This window comes from Streptomyces sp. NPDC003327, assembly GCF_053589515.1.
Genome location: NZ_JBSFSA010000002.1, coordinates 251,315 through 265,229 on the forward strand (window position 1 = coordinate 251,315; position 13,915 = coordinate 265,229).

11 protein-coding genes are annotated in these 13,915 nt (G+C 72.1%); all 11 read right to left on the reverse strand.

Annotated features, from left to right (window positions below; all coding sequences use genetic code 11):
* Positions 1-3: 3 nt before the first annotated feature.
* The 11 genes from ACWDVG_RS02735 to ACWDVG_RS02785 all read right to left on the reverse strand — a co-directional run bounded on the left by ACWDVG_RS02735 (position 4) and on the right by ACWDVG_RS02785 (position 13,908).
* Positions 4-723 (reverse strand): YggS family pyridoxal phosphate-dependent enzyme, encoded by a 720-nt coding sequence (locus ACWDVG_RS02735; RefSeq protein ID WP_451695473.1) that lies wholly within the window; start codon positions 721-723, stop codon positions 4-6.
* Entirely contained in the window at positions 720-1,460 is a 741-nt protein-coding gene (gene pgeF / locus ACWDVG_RS02740) for a peptidoglycan editing factor PgeF (protein ID WP_451695475.1), read from the reverse strand. The genes ACWDVG_RS02735 and pgeF overlap by 4 nt, the downstream gene beginning before the upstream one ends.
* Complete coding sequence (gene ftsZ, locus ACWDVG_RS02745; RefSeq protein WP_451695477.1) at positions 1,457-2,671, reverse strand: cell division protein FtsZ; 1,215 nt, start codon at positions 2,669-2,671, stop codon at positions 1,457-1,459. Before ftsZ ends, pgeF begins: the two co-directional genes overlap by 4 nt.
* Positions 2,672-2,948: 277 nt before the next feature.
* Entirely contained in the window at positions 2,949-3,755 is an 807-nt protein-coding gene (locus tag ACWDVG_RS02750; protein ID WP_451695479.1) for a cell division protein FtsQ/DivIB, read from the reverse strand.
* 36 nt (positions 3,756-3,791) lie between these two features.
* Positions 3,792-4,886 carry an undecaprenyldiphospho-muramoylpentapeptide beta-N-acetylglucosaminyltransferase gene (gene murG / locus ACWDVG_RS02755; protein ID WP_451695480.1) on the reverse strand — a complete coding sequence of 365 codons (1,095 nt, stop codon included), beginning with the start codon at positions 4,884-4,886 and terminating at the stop codon, positions 3,792-3,794.
* A gap of 6 nt (positions 4,887-4,892) precedes the next feature.
* Positions 4,893-6,233, reverse strand: a complete 1,341-nt coding sequence (gene ftsW, locus ACWDVG_RS02760) for a putative lipid II flippase FtsW (RefSeq protein WP_451695481.1) — start codon at positions 6,231-6,233, stop codon at positions 4,893-4,895.
* Positions 6,234-6,288: 55 nt separating this feature from the next.
* Positions 6,289-7,728 carry a UDP-N-acetylmuramoyl-L-alanine--D-glutamate ligase gene (gene murD / locus ACWDVG_RS02765; protein ID WP_451695483.1) on the reverse strand — a complete coding sequence of 480 codons (1,440 nt, stop codon included), beginning with the start codon at positions 7,726-7,728 and terminating at the stop codon, positions 6,289-6,291.
* Complete coding sequence (gene mraY / locus ACWDVG_RS02770) at positions 7,710-8,780, reverse strand: phospho-N-acetylmuramoyl-pentapeptide-transferase (RefSeq protein ID WP_451695485.1); 1,071 nt, start codon at positions 8,778-8,780, stop codon at positions 7,710-7,712. Before mraY ends, murD begins: the two co-directional genes overlap by 19 nt.
* Positions 8,777-10,201 (reverse strand): UDP-N-acetylmuramoyl-tripeptide--D-alanyl-D-alanine ligase, encoded by a 1,425-nt coding sequence (locus ACWDVG_RS02775; RefSeq protein WP_451695487.1) that lies wholly within the window; start codon positions 10,199-10,201, stop codon positions 8,777-8,779. The genes mraY and ACWDVG_RS02775 overlap by 4 nt, the downstream gene beginning before the upstream one ends.
* Positions 10,202-10,205: 4 nt before the next feature.
* On the reverse strand, positions 10,206-11,897 hold the full coding sequence (locus tag ACWDVG_RS02780) for a UDP-N-acetylmuramoyl-L-alanyl-D-glutamate--2,6-diaminopimelate ligase (RefSeq protein WP_451695488.1): 1,692 nt from the start codon (positions 11,895-11,897) through the stop codon (positions 10,206-10,208).
* Positions 11,898-11,913: 16 nt separating this feature from the next.
* Positions 11,914-13,908 (reverse strand): peptidoglycan D,D-transpeptidase FtsI family protein, encoded by a 1,995-nt coding sequence (locus ACWDVG_RS02785; protein WP_451695490.1) that lies wholly within the window; start codon positions 13,906-13,908, stop codon positions 11,914-11,916.
* Positions 13,909-13,915 lie beyond the last annotated feature (7 nt).

The window sequence follows — 13,915 nt, forward strand, 5'->3', positions numbered from 1 at the left end:
ACGTTACCCGAGCTTCGGGCGGACTCCGAGTACCGCCGTACCGACGCGTACGTGTGTCGCCCCGGCCGCGACGGCCTCCTCGAGGTCCGCACTCATGCCCGCGGACACCATGTTCGCAGCCGGACGGGTCGCGCGCAGGGCAGTCGACAAATCCATGAGGCGGTCGAACGCGGCGCGTTGCCTGCCCGCGTACGGGCCGCTGAGCGGCGCGACCGTCATGAGGCCGTCCAGCCGCACCCCCGGAGCCGCGTCCACGGCCGCCGCCAACTCCTCGATCCCGTCGGGCGACACGCCGCCGCGGTCGCCGCGCGCCCCCGACTCGGCGTCGAGGGCGACCTGGATCAGGCAGCCGAGTTCCCGCTCCGCCCTCCCAGCCGCCGCGGAGAGCGCGGAGACGAGCTTCAGGCGGTCGACGGACTGCACCAGATCGGCATAACCCACCACGGATCTGACCTTGTTGGTCTGCAACTGGCCCACGAAGTGCCAGGTGAGGTCGAGGTCGGAACAGGCGGCCGCCTTGGGTGCGGCGTCCTGGTCCCGGTTCTCGGCGACATGGCGCACCCCGAGTCCGTGGAGGATCCGCACGTCGCTCGCGGGGTAGGTCTTGGTGACCACGATGAGGGTCACCTCCTCCCGCGCGCGTCCGGCGGCGGCGCAGGCGGCGGCGATGCGCTCCTCCACCCGGGCCAGGTTCTCGGCGAGTTCCGACGTGCGGTCCGTCATGTCTCTTCTCGGTTCAACCAGACATATCCCGCGAGTCGCCCCGTGGTGCGGTCGCGGCGGTACGAGTAGTGGTCGCGCGACTCCAGGGTGCAGACCCCGGCGTCCTCGACGTCCCGGACCCCGAGCCGTTCGAGCTGGGCGCGCACTCCGGCGGCGACGTCGACGGCGGGGGTGCCCCAGGAGGTCTCGGCGGCGGCGGCCGGTTCGGCGGCGGCCACCTTGGCGCGCATCGCCTCCGGCACCTCGTAGCAGCGGCCGCAGACGGAGGGCCCGGTGCGGGCGACGATCCGGGCGGGGTCGGCGCCGCGTTCGACCATGGCCTTCACGGCGGCGGGGACGACCCCGGCCACCATCCCCGGCCGCCCGGCGTGGGCGGCGGAGACGACCCCGGCGACGGGGTCGGCGAGCAGAACGGGGACGCAGTCCGCGGTGAGGACGGCGAGGGCGAGTCCCCGCTCCGAGGTGACGAGCCCGTCGACCTCGGGGACGGGCCCGGTGCTCCAGGGGCCGTCGACCCCGGCGACGTCGGCGCCGTGGACCTGGTTCATCCAGACCACCCGCGCCGGGTCGAGCCCGAGCTCCTCGGCCGCCCGGGTGCGGTTGGCGCGTACGGCCACCGGGTCGTCCCCCACCGCGCCGCCGAGGTTGAGCTCCTCGTACGGAACGGCGCTCACCCCGCCCCACCGGTCGGTGAAGGCGAAGTGCGCGCCGTTCGCGTGGAAGCGGTGCCCTATCACTTCAGGAAGTCCGGGACATCCAGCTCTTCGGCCGGGCTGTCCGCGTACGGACGGGCCGGGGGGACCACCGGCGGGACCGGCGGCAGCGGGGTGTCGTTGACGACCGGGGCGGGCTCGGCCGGGGCGGCCGGGGGCTCCTCGCGCGGGGCGACCGTGCCGAGGCCGCCGAGCGGGCGGGAGGGCTCGGTGGCGCGGGGTGCCGGGGCCGGCTCCTCGCGCTTGGCCGAGACCGAGCCGATGATGTTGTCGCGGCGGGCCGGCGGCTGCCCGCCGTCGAAGCCGGCGGCGATGACGGTGACCCGGACCTCGTCGCCGAGGGCGTCGTCGATGACGGCGCCGAAGATGATGTTGGCCTCGGGGTGGGCGGCCTCGCTGACCAGCTGCGCGGCCTCGTTGATCTCGAAGAGGCCGAGGTCGCTGCCGCCGGAGATGGAGAGCAGGACGCCGCGGGCGCCGTCGATGGAGGCCTCGAGGAGCGGCGAGGAGATCGCCATCTCGGCCGCCGCGACCGCGCGGTCGTCGCCGCGGGCGGAGCCGATGCCCATGAGGGCCGAGCCGGCCTCGGACATGACCGACTTGACGTCGGCGAAGTCGAGGTTGATCAGGCCGGGGGTGGTGATGAGGTCGGTGATGCCCTGGACACCGCTCAGGAGCACCTGGTCGGCCGACTTGAAGGCGTCGAGCACGGAGACCTGGCGGTCCGAGATCGAGAGCAGCCGGTCGTTCGGGATGACGATGAGGGTGTCGACCTCTTCGCGGAGCTCCGCGATGCCGTCCTCCGCCTGGTTGGCGCGACGGCGGCCCTCGAAGGTGAACGGGCGGGTGACCACACCGATCGTCAGGGCGCCGAGGGAGCGCGCGATGTTGGCGACGACGGGCGCGCCGCCGGTGCCGGTGCCGCCGCCCTCGCCTGCGGTGACGAAGACCATGTCGGCCCCCTTGAGGACCTCCTCGATCTCCTCACGGTGGTCCTCTGCCGCCTTGCGACCGACGGCCGGGTTCGCCCCGGCCCCGAGGCCGCGGGTGAGTTCGCGGCCGACGTCGAGCTTGACGTCGGCGTCGCTCATCAACAGCGCTTGCGCGTCCGTGTTGATGGCGATGAACTCGACGCCCTTGAGACCGACCTCGATCATTCGGTTGATGGCATTGACACCACCGCCGCCGACACCGATGACCTTGATGACTGCGAGGTAGTTCTGCGGTGCTGCCACGTCGAAGGCCTCTCGCCTCGAGTTACGTGTCGCCGCTTCGCGCTGGTGGCGCCGCGACGACGGATGCCGATTGGGGCGGTCCGGAACGCCGACCCAAACCCTAACCTTGAAGTTTAGGGTTACCAGTGTCTCTGTTCGCTGGACTCTTCCGAACAGGACACTAAGTCGACAAGTGGCGCGCGTTCAACGAACACGCCGAACCTCCCGTTTTTCTTTTCACCCTATGTGATCACCCGTAGCGCTGGCCAACCAGGGTGCTGGCCAGCGGCGATGGGCGTCAACTCCCCGACGAGGCGGGCGCCGTGGGAGCACTTACATCGAAGTGCCCCGCTTTGGGTGCCGCCTTCATCAGAGCGGTCAGAACCCGGGCCTTCGCGGGCCCGAATTCGGAGCTGCCCCAGAAGACGGTGCGGCCGTCGGTGAGTTCCAGGGTGACGGAGTCGTACGACGCGACGCGCACGACACGAGTGTCGCGGGCGATCGGGTCGGGGAGTTCACTCCTGACGCGGACCGCCTCCTGGAGCAGTCGGTCGGCGCCGAACCGGCGCAGGCTGGGTGAGCCGGCGGCGGACAGGACGAGCCGGGGCACACCGGGGGTGGGCTTCCCGACGGTCGCGAACGGCAGTCCCGATCTGTCCACTTCGGTGAACTTTCCCCCCTTCTCCCAGAGGAGAACGGGCTTCCGTTCCGTCACTTTCAGACCGATTCCGTGCGGCCAGGACCGCACCACGTCGACCGACTCGATCCGCGGGAAGGCCGCGGCGAGCCGGCCCTCGATCGCTTCGGTGTCCACCGAGACGAGCGGGGCGCCGAGGGGGACGGCGGCGGTCGCCTCGATCTGACGCGCACTCAGGACCCGGACGCCCGAAGTCTTCACACGTTCCACACGGAACCAGCTCGACCCGTAGAGCGCCCAGAAGCCGCCGACGACCAGCGCCACCGCGGCGAGCGCGATCAGCAGGACGCGGACGCCGGGCGCGCGGAACCCCTTGGTCCGCGCGCCCGGCCGTCCCGACGGTCGCTCCGGAGACCCCTTGGGCTTGCCCGTACCGCTCTTCTCGGCCGTCGTCGGTCCGGCTGCCACCTGGGGTCTCCTGCCTTCTGCCCTCGCCGCCGCCCGCTACGCCTGCCGGCGGGCCGCGATCGCCTCGTACACCATGCCGACGAGCAGGTCGTCGGCGTCCCGGCGGCCGAACTCGGCGGCGGCGCGGGACATCTCGTACAGCCGGTGCGGATCGGCCAGTACGGGCAGGACGTTGGCCTGCACCCACTGCGGCGACAGCTCCGCGTCGTCGACGAGGAGTCCACCGCCGGCCTTCACCACCGGCTGGGCGTTGAGCCGCTGTTCGCCGTTGCCGATGGGCAGCGGGACGTACGCGGCGGGGAGCCCGACGGCGGAGAGTTCGGCGACGGTCATCGCGCCCGCGCGGCAGAGCATCATGTCGGCCGCGGCGTACGCGAGATCCATCCGGTCCACGTACGGTACCGGCACGTACGGCGGCATTCCGGGCATGTTGTCGACACGCGGCACCTCGTTCTTCGGGCCGACCGCGTGCAGGATCTGGATGCCGGAGCGCTGGAGCACCGGCGCGATCTGCTGGATGACCTCGTTGAGCCGCCGGGCGCCCTGCGAGCCGCCGGAGACCAGCAGCGTCGGCAGGTTGGGGTCGAGGCCGAAGGCGGCGCGCGCCTCGGGCCGCACCCGGGCCCGGTCGAGGGTCGCGATGGTGTGGCGCAGCGGGATGCCGATGTACCGGGCGTTGCGCAGCTTGCTGTCCGGGGTGGCGACGGCGACCCCGGCGGCGTACCGCGAACCGATCTTGTTGGCCAGGCCGGGCCGGGCGTTGGCCTCGTGGACCACGATCGGCACGCCGAGCCGCTTGGCCGCCAGGTAGCCCGGCAGCGCCACGTACCCGCCGAAGCCCACCACGCAGTCGGCCTTGGTGCGCTCGAGGATCTGCTCGGCGGCCTTGATGGTGCCGCGCAGCCGTCCGGGGACGGTGATCAGCTCGGGCGTGGGCTTGCGGGGCAGCGGTACGGCGGGGATGAGCGCCAGCTCGTAGCCCCGCTCGGGGACGAGCCGGGTCTCCAGACCCTTCTCCGTGCCCAGCGCCGTGATGCCCACGGTGAGGTCCTGCCTGCGCAGGGCGTCCGCGAGGGCGAGCGCGGGCTCGATGTGGCCGGCGGTCCCCCCACCGGCGAGTACGACATGCACCGAAATTCACCGCTCTCCGGACGGGCGCTTCTTGACGCGCCGTCGCATCGACTTCCATCTCACCCCGGCCCGCTTGCCCCAGCCGGGGCGGCGCATGGCCAGGGCCGCTTTCGCGGCGGGTTCCTGTCGCGCGAAGGCGATCAGGAGCCCGACGGCGAACATGGTCGGCAGCAGGGCCGACCCCCCGTACGAGAACAGCGGGAGCGGGACTCCGGCGATCGGCAGCAGACCGAGCACCGCACCGATGTTGATCACGGCCTGCGCCGTGATCCAGGTGGTCACGCCTCCCGCGGCGTACCTCACGAAGGGGTCCTCCGTGCGTCCGGCCACGCGGATACCCGCATAGCCTAGGGCCGCGAACAGGGCCAGTACCGACAGCGTCCCCGCCAGACCCAGTTCCTCACCGGTGACGGCGAAGATGAAGTCGGTGTGGGCTTCGGGGAGTTGTCCCCATTTTTCCACACTCGCGCCCAGGCCGGAACCGAACCATCCGCCCGACGCCAGAGCATAGATGCCGTGCGCGGCCTGGAGACAGGGGGCACCCTCTCCCCCGGGGTCGGTGGCGCCGAGGCACTCGAAGCGCTTCAACCGGTGGGGGCTCGTCTTGATGAGCAGCATCCCGAGGGCGCCGGACACCGCGAGGACCCCGACGAAGAGCCGGGTGGGGGCGCCCGCCGTCCACAGCAGTCCGAAGAGGATCGCGGTGAGGATGATGGCGGTGCCCATGTCGCCGCCGAGCATGATCAGCCCGAGCAGCATGAACGTCCCCGGGACCAGCGGCACCAGCATGTGCTTCCACTGGGTGAGGAGCTTCATGTCCTGTTTGCGGGCGAGGAGGTCGGCGCCCCACAGGATCAGCCCCAGCTTGCCGAACTCGCTGGGCTGGAGCATGAACGGGCCGCCCAGCGAGATCCAGTTCTGGTTGCCGCCGACGGAGTGCCCTATCCCCGGGATCTGGACGAGCACCATCAGGAAGACCGCGCCGACCAGGATCGGGTAGGCGAGCGCCCGGTGCAGCTTCACCGGCATCCGGGAGGCGAGGAGCAGCAGCCCGGTGCCGAGGAGCGCGGCGACGAACTGCTTGCGGAAGAAGTAGGACGGCACGAGCTCGTAGCGGAGCGCCGTGATCATCGAGGCCGAGTAGACCATCACCAGGCCGAGCGTGGTGATGAGCATCCCCGCGCCGATGATCACGTAGTACGCCGTGAGCGGCCGGTCCCAGGCCCGCTGCGCCTGCACGTACCACCGCCGCGGGCCGCCGCCGCGCGGGCCCCGCGGGGTCGCGGGCGTCCGGCCCCCGCCGCGGACGGCGGACGGCCGGCGCGTTCCGGCGATCTTGCTCGGCATGGTCGCTGCCCCCTCCAGTCGTGCCCGGTCGTGCCGGACCCTCTCGCTGGTCAGGTCAGGCGTCTCCGGTGGCGGCGAGGGCGCGGACCGCGTCCGCGAAGGCCTCGCCCCGCTTGTTGTAGTTGGTGAACATGTCCATCGAGGCGCAGGCCGGGGCGAGGAGCACGGTGTCCCCCGGGCGGGCGAGCCGGGCCGCCTCGCGGACCGCCTCGGACATCGCCCCAGTGTCGGTCCGGTCGAGGTCCACCACCGGGACCTCCGGGGCGTGTCGCGCGAGGGCTTCGCGGATCAGGGCGCGGTCGGCGCCGATCAGCACGGCACCGCGCAAGCGCTTCGCCGACTTCTGCACCAGCTCGTCGAAGGTCGCGCCCTTGGCGAGGCCGCCGGCGATCCAGACGATCGGGTCGTAGGCGGCCAACGAGGCTTCCGCGGCATGGGTGTTGGTGGCCTTGGAGTCGTCGACGTACGTCACTCCCCCGACCTCCTCGACCAGTTCGATGCGGTGCGGGTCGGGCCGGAAGGCCCGCAGCCCGTCCCGTACGGCCTTGGCGTCGACGCCGTAGGCGCGGGCGAGGGCCGCCGCGGCGAGCGCGTTGGCGATGTTGTGCGGGGCGGGCGGCTGGACGTCGGCGACCTCTGCCAGCTCCTGGGCGTTCTTCTGTCGGTTGGGGACGAACGCCCGGTCGACGAGGATGCCCTCAACGACGCCGAGCTGGGAGAGGCCGGGGGTGCCGAGGGTGAAGCCGATGGCCCGGCAGCCCTCCTCGACGTCCGCCTCGCGGACCAGGTCCTCGGTGACCGCGTCGGCGACGTTGTAGACGCAGGCGACCTGGTTGCCCTCGTAGACGCGGCCCTTGTCGGCGGCGTACGCCTCCATCGAGCCGTGCCAGTCCAGGTGGTCGGGAGCCAGGTTGAGCACGGCGGCCGAGTGGGCGCGGACGGACGGCGCCCAGTGGAGCTGGTAGCTGGAGAGCTCGACGGCGAGCACGTCGTACGTCTCCTCGCCGAGGACGGCGTCGAGGAGCGAGACGCCGATGTTCCCGACGGCGGCGGTCCGCAGGCCCGCCGCCTCCAGGATCGAGGCGAGCATCCGCACGGTCGTGGTCTTGCCGTTGGTGCCCGTGACGGCGAGCCAGGGGGCCGCGTCGGGCCCCCGCAGCCGCCAGGCGAGCTCGACGTCGCCCCAGACCTCCACGCCCGCCTCCGCGGCGGCCGTGAAGAGCGGCTTGTCGGGCCGCCAGCCGGGGGTGGTGACGACGAGCTCGGTGCCGGACGGCAGGGTCGCCCCGTCGCCGAGGCGGACGGCGATGCCCTCCGCCTCCAGCTCCGCGGCCTGCGCCCGGGAGCGCTCGTCGTCGCCGTCGTTGACGACGGTCACCTCGGCGCCCAGGCCGTGCAGCACACGGGCGGCCGGGATGCCGGAGACGCCGAGCCCCGCGACGGTGACCTTCTTGCCCTGCCAGTCCAGCTGTTCGCTCACTTGTCGGCTGCCCATCCGGCGTAGAAGAGGCCCAGGCCCACGATGACGCACATGCCCTGGATGATCCAGAACCGGACGACGACCAGGACCTCGGACCACCCCTTGAGCTCGAAGTGGTGCTGGAGGGGGGCCATCCGGAAGACCCGCTTGCCCGTCATGCGGAAGGAACCGACCTGGATGACCACGGACATGGTGATCAGGACGAAGAGACCGCCGAGCAGGGCGAGGAGGAGCTCCGTACGGGAGCAGATGGCGAGACCGGCGAGCGCGCCGCCGAGGGCCAGAGAGCCGGTGTCGCCCATGAAGATCTTGGCGGGCGAGGTGTTCCACCAGAGGAAGCCGAAGCAGGCGCCCATCAGGGCGGAGGCCACCACCGCGAGGTCCAGCGGGTCGCGGACCTCGAAACAGGCGTTGGGATTCGTCAGGTCCATCGCGTTGGCGCAGGACTCCTGGAACTGCCAGAGCCCGATGAAGGTGTACGCGCCGAAGACCATCACGGAGGCGCCGGTCGCCAGACCGTCCAGACCGTCCGTCAGGTTCACGCCGTTGGACATGGCGAGGATCATGAAGAGCGCCCACACCACGAAGAGCACCGGGCCGATGGACCAGCCGAAGTCGGTGATGAAGGAGAGCTTCTCGGAGGCGGGGGTCAGTCCGCGCATGTCGGCGAACTGCAGCGAGAGCACGGCGAAGGCGATGCCGACGATCAGCTGGCCGGCCATCTTCGCCTTGGCGCGCAGGCCGAGCGACCGCTGCTTGACGATCTTGATGTAGTCGTCGAGGAAGCCGACGAGGCCCATGCCCGCCATGAGGAACAGCACCAGGACACCCGAGTACGTCGGGTCCTCGCCGGTGATGACCTTCGCCAGGGCGTACGCGATGAGCGTGGCCAGGATGAAGGAGATGCCGCCCATGGTGGGCGTGCCCTTCTTCCCGAGGTGGCCGCGCGGGCCGTCGTCGCGGATGAACTGCCCGTATCCCTTGCGGGCGAGCAGCTTGATGAGCAGCGGGGTGCCGATCAGGGTGAGGAAGAGGCCGATGGCCCCCGCGAAGAGGATCTGCCTCATCGGCCGACGACCTCGCTCCCGGTGTCGAGCAGCGCGATCGCCACCTGCTCGAGACCGACCGACCTGGATGCCTTCACAAGGACGACGTCCCCCGGGCGCAGCTCACTGCGCAACAGGTCGACAGCCGCCTGCGCGTCGGACACGTGCACCGACTCCTCACCCCACGAACCCTCGTTATATGCGCCCAGTTGCAGCCAGGACGCTTCCCTGTCCCCGACCGCGACGAGCTTGCTGACGTTGAGCCGGACGGCGAGCCGTCCGACCGCGTCGTGCTCGGCGAGCGATGCGTCACCGAGCTCGGCCATCTTGCCGAGCACCGCCCACGTGCGAGCCCCCCGGCCCTGTCGGGCCCGTCCCATGGCCGCGAGCGCGCGCAGGGCGGCTCGCATGGACTCGGGGTTCGCGTTGTAGGCGTCGTTGACGATCGTCACACCGTCCGGACGCTCGGTGACCTCCATGCGCCAGCGCGACAGGGTGCCGGCCTCGGAGAGCGCGGTGGCGATCTCCTCGACAGGCATGCCCAGCTCGTGCGCGACGGCGGCCGCTGCGAGCGCGTTCGACACGTGGTGCTCACCGTACAGGCGCAAGGTCACGTCACTGCACCCGGTGGGTGTGTGAAGCCGGAAAGAAGGCTGTCCGGACTCGGTGAGGTGGACGTTCTCGGCCCGTACGGCCGCTTCGTCCGCTTCGCCGAAGAGGGTCACGCGGGCCTTGGTGCGGCTCGCCATCGCGCGCACGAGGGGGTCGTCGGCGTTGAGGACGGCGATTCCGCCGTCCTCGGCGGCCGGCAGGGACTCGACGAGTTCGCCCTTGGCGACGGCGATCTGCTCGCGGCCGCCGAACTCCCCGATGTGGGCGGAGCCCACGTTGAGGACGAGGCCGATCCGGGGCGGGGTGAGCCCGGTGAGGTAGCGGATGTGGCCGATGCCCCTGGCGCCCATCTCCAGGACCAGGTGGCGGGTCTCGTCGGTGGCCGTGAGCGCCGTGAGCGGCAGCCCGATCTCGTTGTTGAGCGAGCCGGGCGTCCACACGGTGGGCGCGTGGCGGCTGAGGACCTGGGCGATCAGGTCCTTGGTCGAGGTCTTGCCGGCCGAGCCGGTGAGGGCGACGACGTCGGTGCCGAGCCGCTCCACGACCGCGCGGGCGAGGGCACCCAGCGCGGCCTGGACGTCGGGCACGACGATCGCGGGTACGCCGACGGGGCGGGCGGCCAGCACGGCCGCAGCGCCCGCCGCGACGGCGCGCTCCGCGTAGTCGTGGCCGTCGACGCGCTCGCCGGCGAAGGCGGCGAAGAGGCTGCCGGGCTTCACCTCACGGGAGTCGATGACGACGGGCCCGGTGATCCGGGTGGCCGGATCCGGTATGTCGTGCGCCTGCCCGCCGACGATTTCGGCGATCTCGGCGAGGGAGAGGGCGATCACTGCTTCATCCCTGACTGTTCTGGTGGCTGGCTGTGACGCCGTCGTCCACGGGGGTGGCCTGGGCGTTCTGTTCGAGGATCGCGGCGCGCAGGACCTGGCGGTCGTCGAAGGGCCGGACCGTCCCGGCGATCTCCTGGCCCTGCTCGTGGCCCTTGCCCGCGACCAGGACGGTGTCGCCCGCCTCGGCGCGGGCCACGGCGGCGGCGATGGCGGCGGCCCGGTCGGCGAGGACCAGGACGTCGCCGCGGTCCTCCGCGGGCACCTCGGCGGCGCCCGCGAGCATGGCGGTGAGGATCGCGAGGGGGTCCTCGGAGCGGGGGTTGTCGGAGGTCAGGACGGCCGTGTCGGCGAGCCGCGCGGCGGCGGCGCCCATCGGGCCGCGCTTGGTGGTGTCCCGGTCGCCGCCGCAGCCGATGACGACGTGCAGCCGGCCCTCGGTGACCTCGCGCAGCGAGCGCAGGACCGACTCGACGGCGTCGGTCTTGTGCGCGTAGTCGACGACGGCGAGGTACGGCTGGCCCGCGTCGACGCGCTCCAGGCGGCCCGGTACGCCGGGGACGGCGGCGACGCCGTCGGCCGCGGCCTTCGGGTCGAGGCCGGCGGTGGCGAGGGTGGCGATCGCGGCGAGGGCGTTGGCGACGTTGAACGGGCCGGGCAGCGGGGCGGTGGCGGCGATCCGCTCGCCCGCCGGGCCGACGGCCGTGAAGGTGGAGTCGTGGGAGCCGAGGACGACGTCCTCGGCGCGCCAGTCGGCGTCGGTGGCGCCCTCGGCGGAGAAGGTGACGACCGGGACGGTCGCCTCCTTGGCGAGCCGGCGGCCGTACTCGTCGTCCGTGTTCACCACGGCCCGGCGGCTGCGCTCGGGGGTGAACAGCATGGCCTTGGCCCGGTAGTAGTCCTCCATGTCGGAGTGGAACTCCATGTGCTCCGGGCTGAGGTTGTTGAAGACGGCGACGTCGAAGACGCAGCCGTCGACCCGGCCGAGCACGAGGGCGTGGCTGGAGACCTCCATGGCGACCGCCTCGACACCGCGTTCGCGCATGACGGCGAAGAGCGCCTGGAGGTCGGTGGCCTCGGGGGTGGTGCGTTCCGACTTGATGCGCTCGTCGCCGATCCGCATCTCCACGGTGCCGACCAGACCGGTGCGGCGGCCGGAGCCGCGCAGTCCGCCCTCGACGAGGTAGGCGGTGGTGGTCTTGCCGGAGGTGCCCGTGATGCCGATCTGGAGGAGGTCCTCGCCGGGACGTCCGTAGATGTCGGCGGCGAGCTCGCCCATCCGGCCGCGCGGGTCCGCCACGACCAGGACCGGCAGGCCGGTCGCCGCGGCGCGCTCGGCGCCGGTCGGGTCGGTGAGGATCGCGGCGGCGCCCCGCTCGGCCGCCTGGGCGACGAAGTCGGCGCCGTGCAGGCGGGCTCCGGGCAGCGCCGCGTAGACGTCGCCGGGGCGCACCGCCCGCGAGTCGTGGGTGATCCCCGACACCTCGGCGGTCCCGGGCGTCTCGACGCCCAGCCGTGCGGCCAGGTCGCCCAGGGGTGTCGGGCGGGCCTGCTGCGGCCGGGGCGGGGTGGTTCGGTACTGATCAGCGTGTGGCACGGCGGTGAGCGTACCGGGCGCACCCTGCGGGGGGCCAAAAGAGCCCGGGGCGTCGCCGGAGTTCGATTTCCGGTTCCCGGAACGAGGGGTGATGGTTGTCACTGGTGCTCCCGGAGGGTCACGGGGTGTCACGGGTGGGGTCGAATTCCACGGGCAGCCGAGCGGGGGCGCTGCCGGTGGGTGCCGCGTGGAGGGTCTTGAGGGCGAACTCCATGACCTTCTTGTAGATGGGACCGCAGATCTGGCCGCCGAAGTAGCTGCCCTTGGTCGGGTTCTGGATGGCGCAGTAGACGGTGACGCGCGGCTTGTCGGCGGGGGCGAAGCCGGCGAAGGAGGACGTGTAGCCCTTGTAGCGGCCGAGTTCGGGGTCGACCCGGTTGGCGGTGCCGGTCTTTCCGGCGACGCGGTAGCCGGGGATGGCGGCCTTGGTGCCGGTGCCCTCCCGGTCCTCCACGACGGACTCCAGCATCCGGGCCAGGGTCGTGGCGGTCTTCTCGCTGACGACCCGTCGTTCCTCGGGCTCGGGCGCCGGGGTGAAGCGGCCGTCGGGGCCCTTGGAGCCGCGGACGAGCGTCGGCTCGATCCGTACGCCTCCGTTGGCGATCGTCGAGTAGACGGAGGCGGCCTGCATGGCGTTGATGGAGAGGCCCTGGCCGAAGGGGATCGTGTACTGCTGCGAGGTCGACCAGTCCTCGGGCTTGGCGAGGATGCCGGGGGTCTCGCCCGGGTAGTCGAGGCCGGTGGGGCTGCCGATGCCGAACTTCCGCAGGTACGAGTGGAGGACCTTGTTGGCCTCGGCCTGGGTGGGGCCGAGCTGGCCGGTGGCGAGGATCGTGCCGATGTTGCTGGACTTGGCGAGGACCCCGTTGAGGGTGAGGTACCAGGTCTCGTGGTCGACGTCGTCGCGGAAGAGCCGGTCGCCGCGGTGGAGCCGGTTGGGGACGGTGACGTGGGTGTCCTGGGTCGCCGCGCCCTCCTCCAGGACGGCGGCCATGGACATGAGCTTGCTGGTGGAGCCGGGCTCGTAGGCGTCCTGGAGGGCGGCGTTGCCCATGGCGGCGGCGTTGGCGGCCGACAGGTCGTTGGGGTCGAAGCCGGGGGCGTTGGCCATGGCGAGGACCTCGCCGGTCCGGGTGTCCTGGACGATGACGTATCCGCGGTCGGCCTTGGACTTCTTCACCTGCTCGGTGATGGCCTGCTGGGCGGCCCACTGGATGTCCCGGTCGATGGTCAGCTCGATGTCGGAGCCGGGGACGGCGGGCGTGCCCCGGGAGCCCGCGGTGGGCACCTGGCGGCCGATGGCCTGGGTGAAGCGGATCTTGCCGTCCTTGCCGGCGAGTTCCGGGTCGAGCATGGACTCCACGCCGCCGGCGCCGCGGCCCTCGGCGTTGACGTATCCCAGTATCCCGGCGGCGAGTTCGCCGTTCGGGTAGACCCGCTTGGTGCTGGGCTCGCTGAGGACGCCGCCGAGGAGGTTGACGCCGTTGCCGCCGGCGGAGGCCTGCGCCTTCTCGCCGTAGACCTTCTTGAGGTCCTTGATCTGGTTCCAGACCTGCGGGGTCTGCTTGCGGGCGAGGAGGGTGTAGCGGGACTTGGGGGTGCGGAGCTTCTTGGCGAGTTCGGCGGGTTCCTTGCCGAGGATCGGGGCGAGGAGGGCGGCGGCCTGCTCGGGGGCGTCGGGGACCTTCGCCTCCTCGGGGGTGAAGAGCTTGGGGTCGGCGGTGATGTCGTACGCGTCGACGCTGGTGGCGAGCGCGATGCCGTTGCGGTCGGTGATCTCGCCGCGCTCGGCGGAGAGCGTGTACTCCTGGTAGCGGTACTTGTCGGCCTTGGCGGCGTACGCGTCGGCGTCGACGGCCTGGACCTGGAGCAGCCGTACGACGAAGGCGACCATGACCAGGGTCAGGCCGAGGGAGATCAGGCGCAGCCGGGGCCGGGGGCTGCCGAGCCGGATGGTGCGGGGCCGCCGGGCCGGGGGCCGGGGCGGTGCGGGGCGCCGCGACGCCGGGCGCGCGGCGGGGCGTGAGGTGCCGGTCCCCGCGGAGGCGGACCGGGGGCGGGCGGGCCTGGCGGGCCCGGGGACGCGACGGCGCGGGGGCTCCTGGGAGGGCACTGCTCGG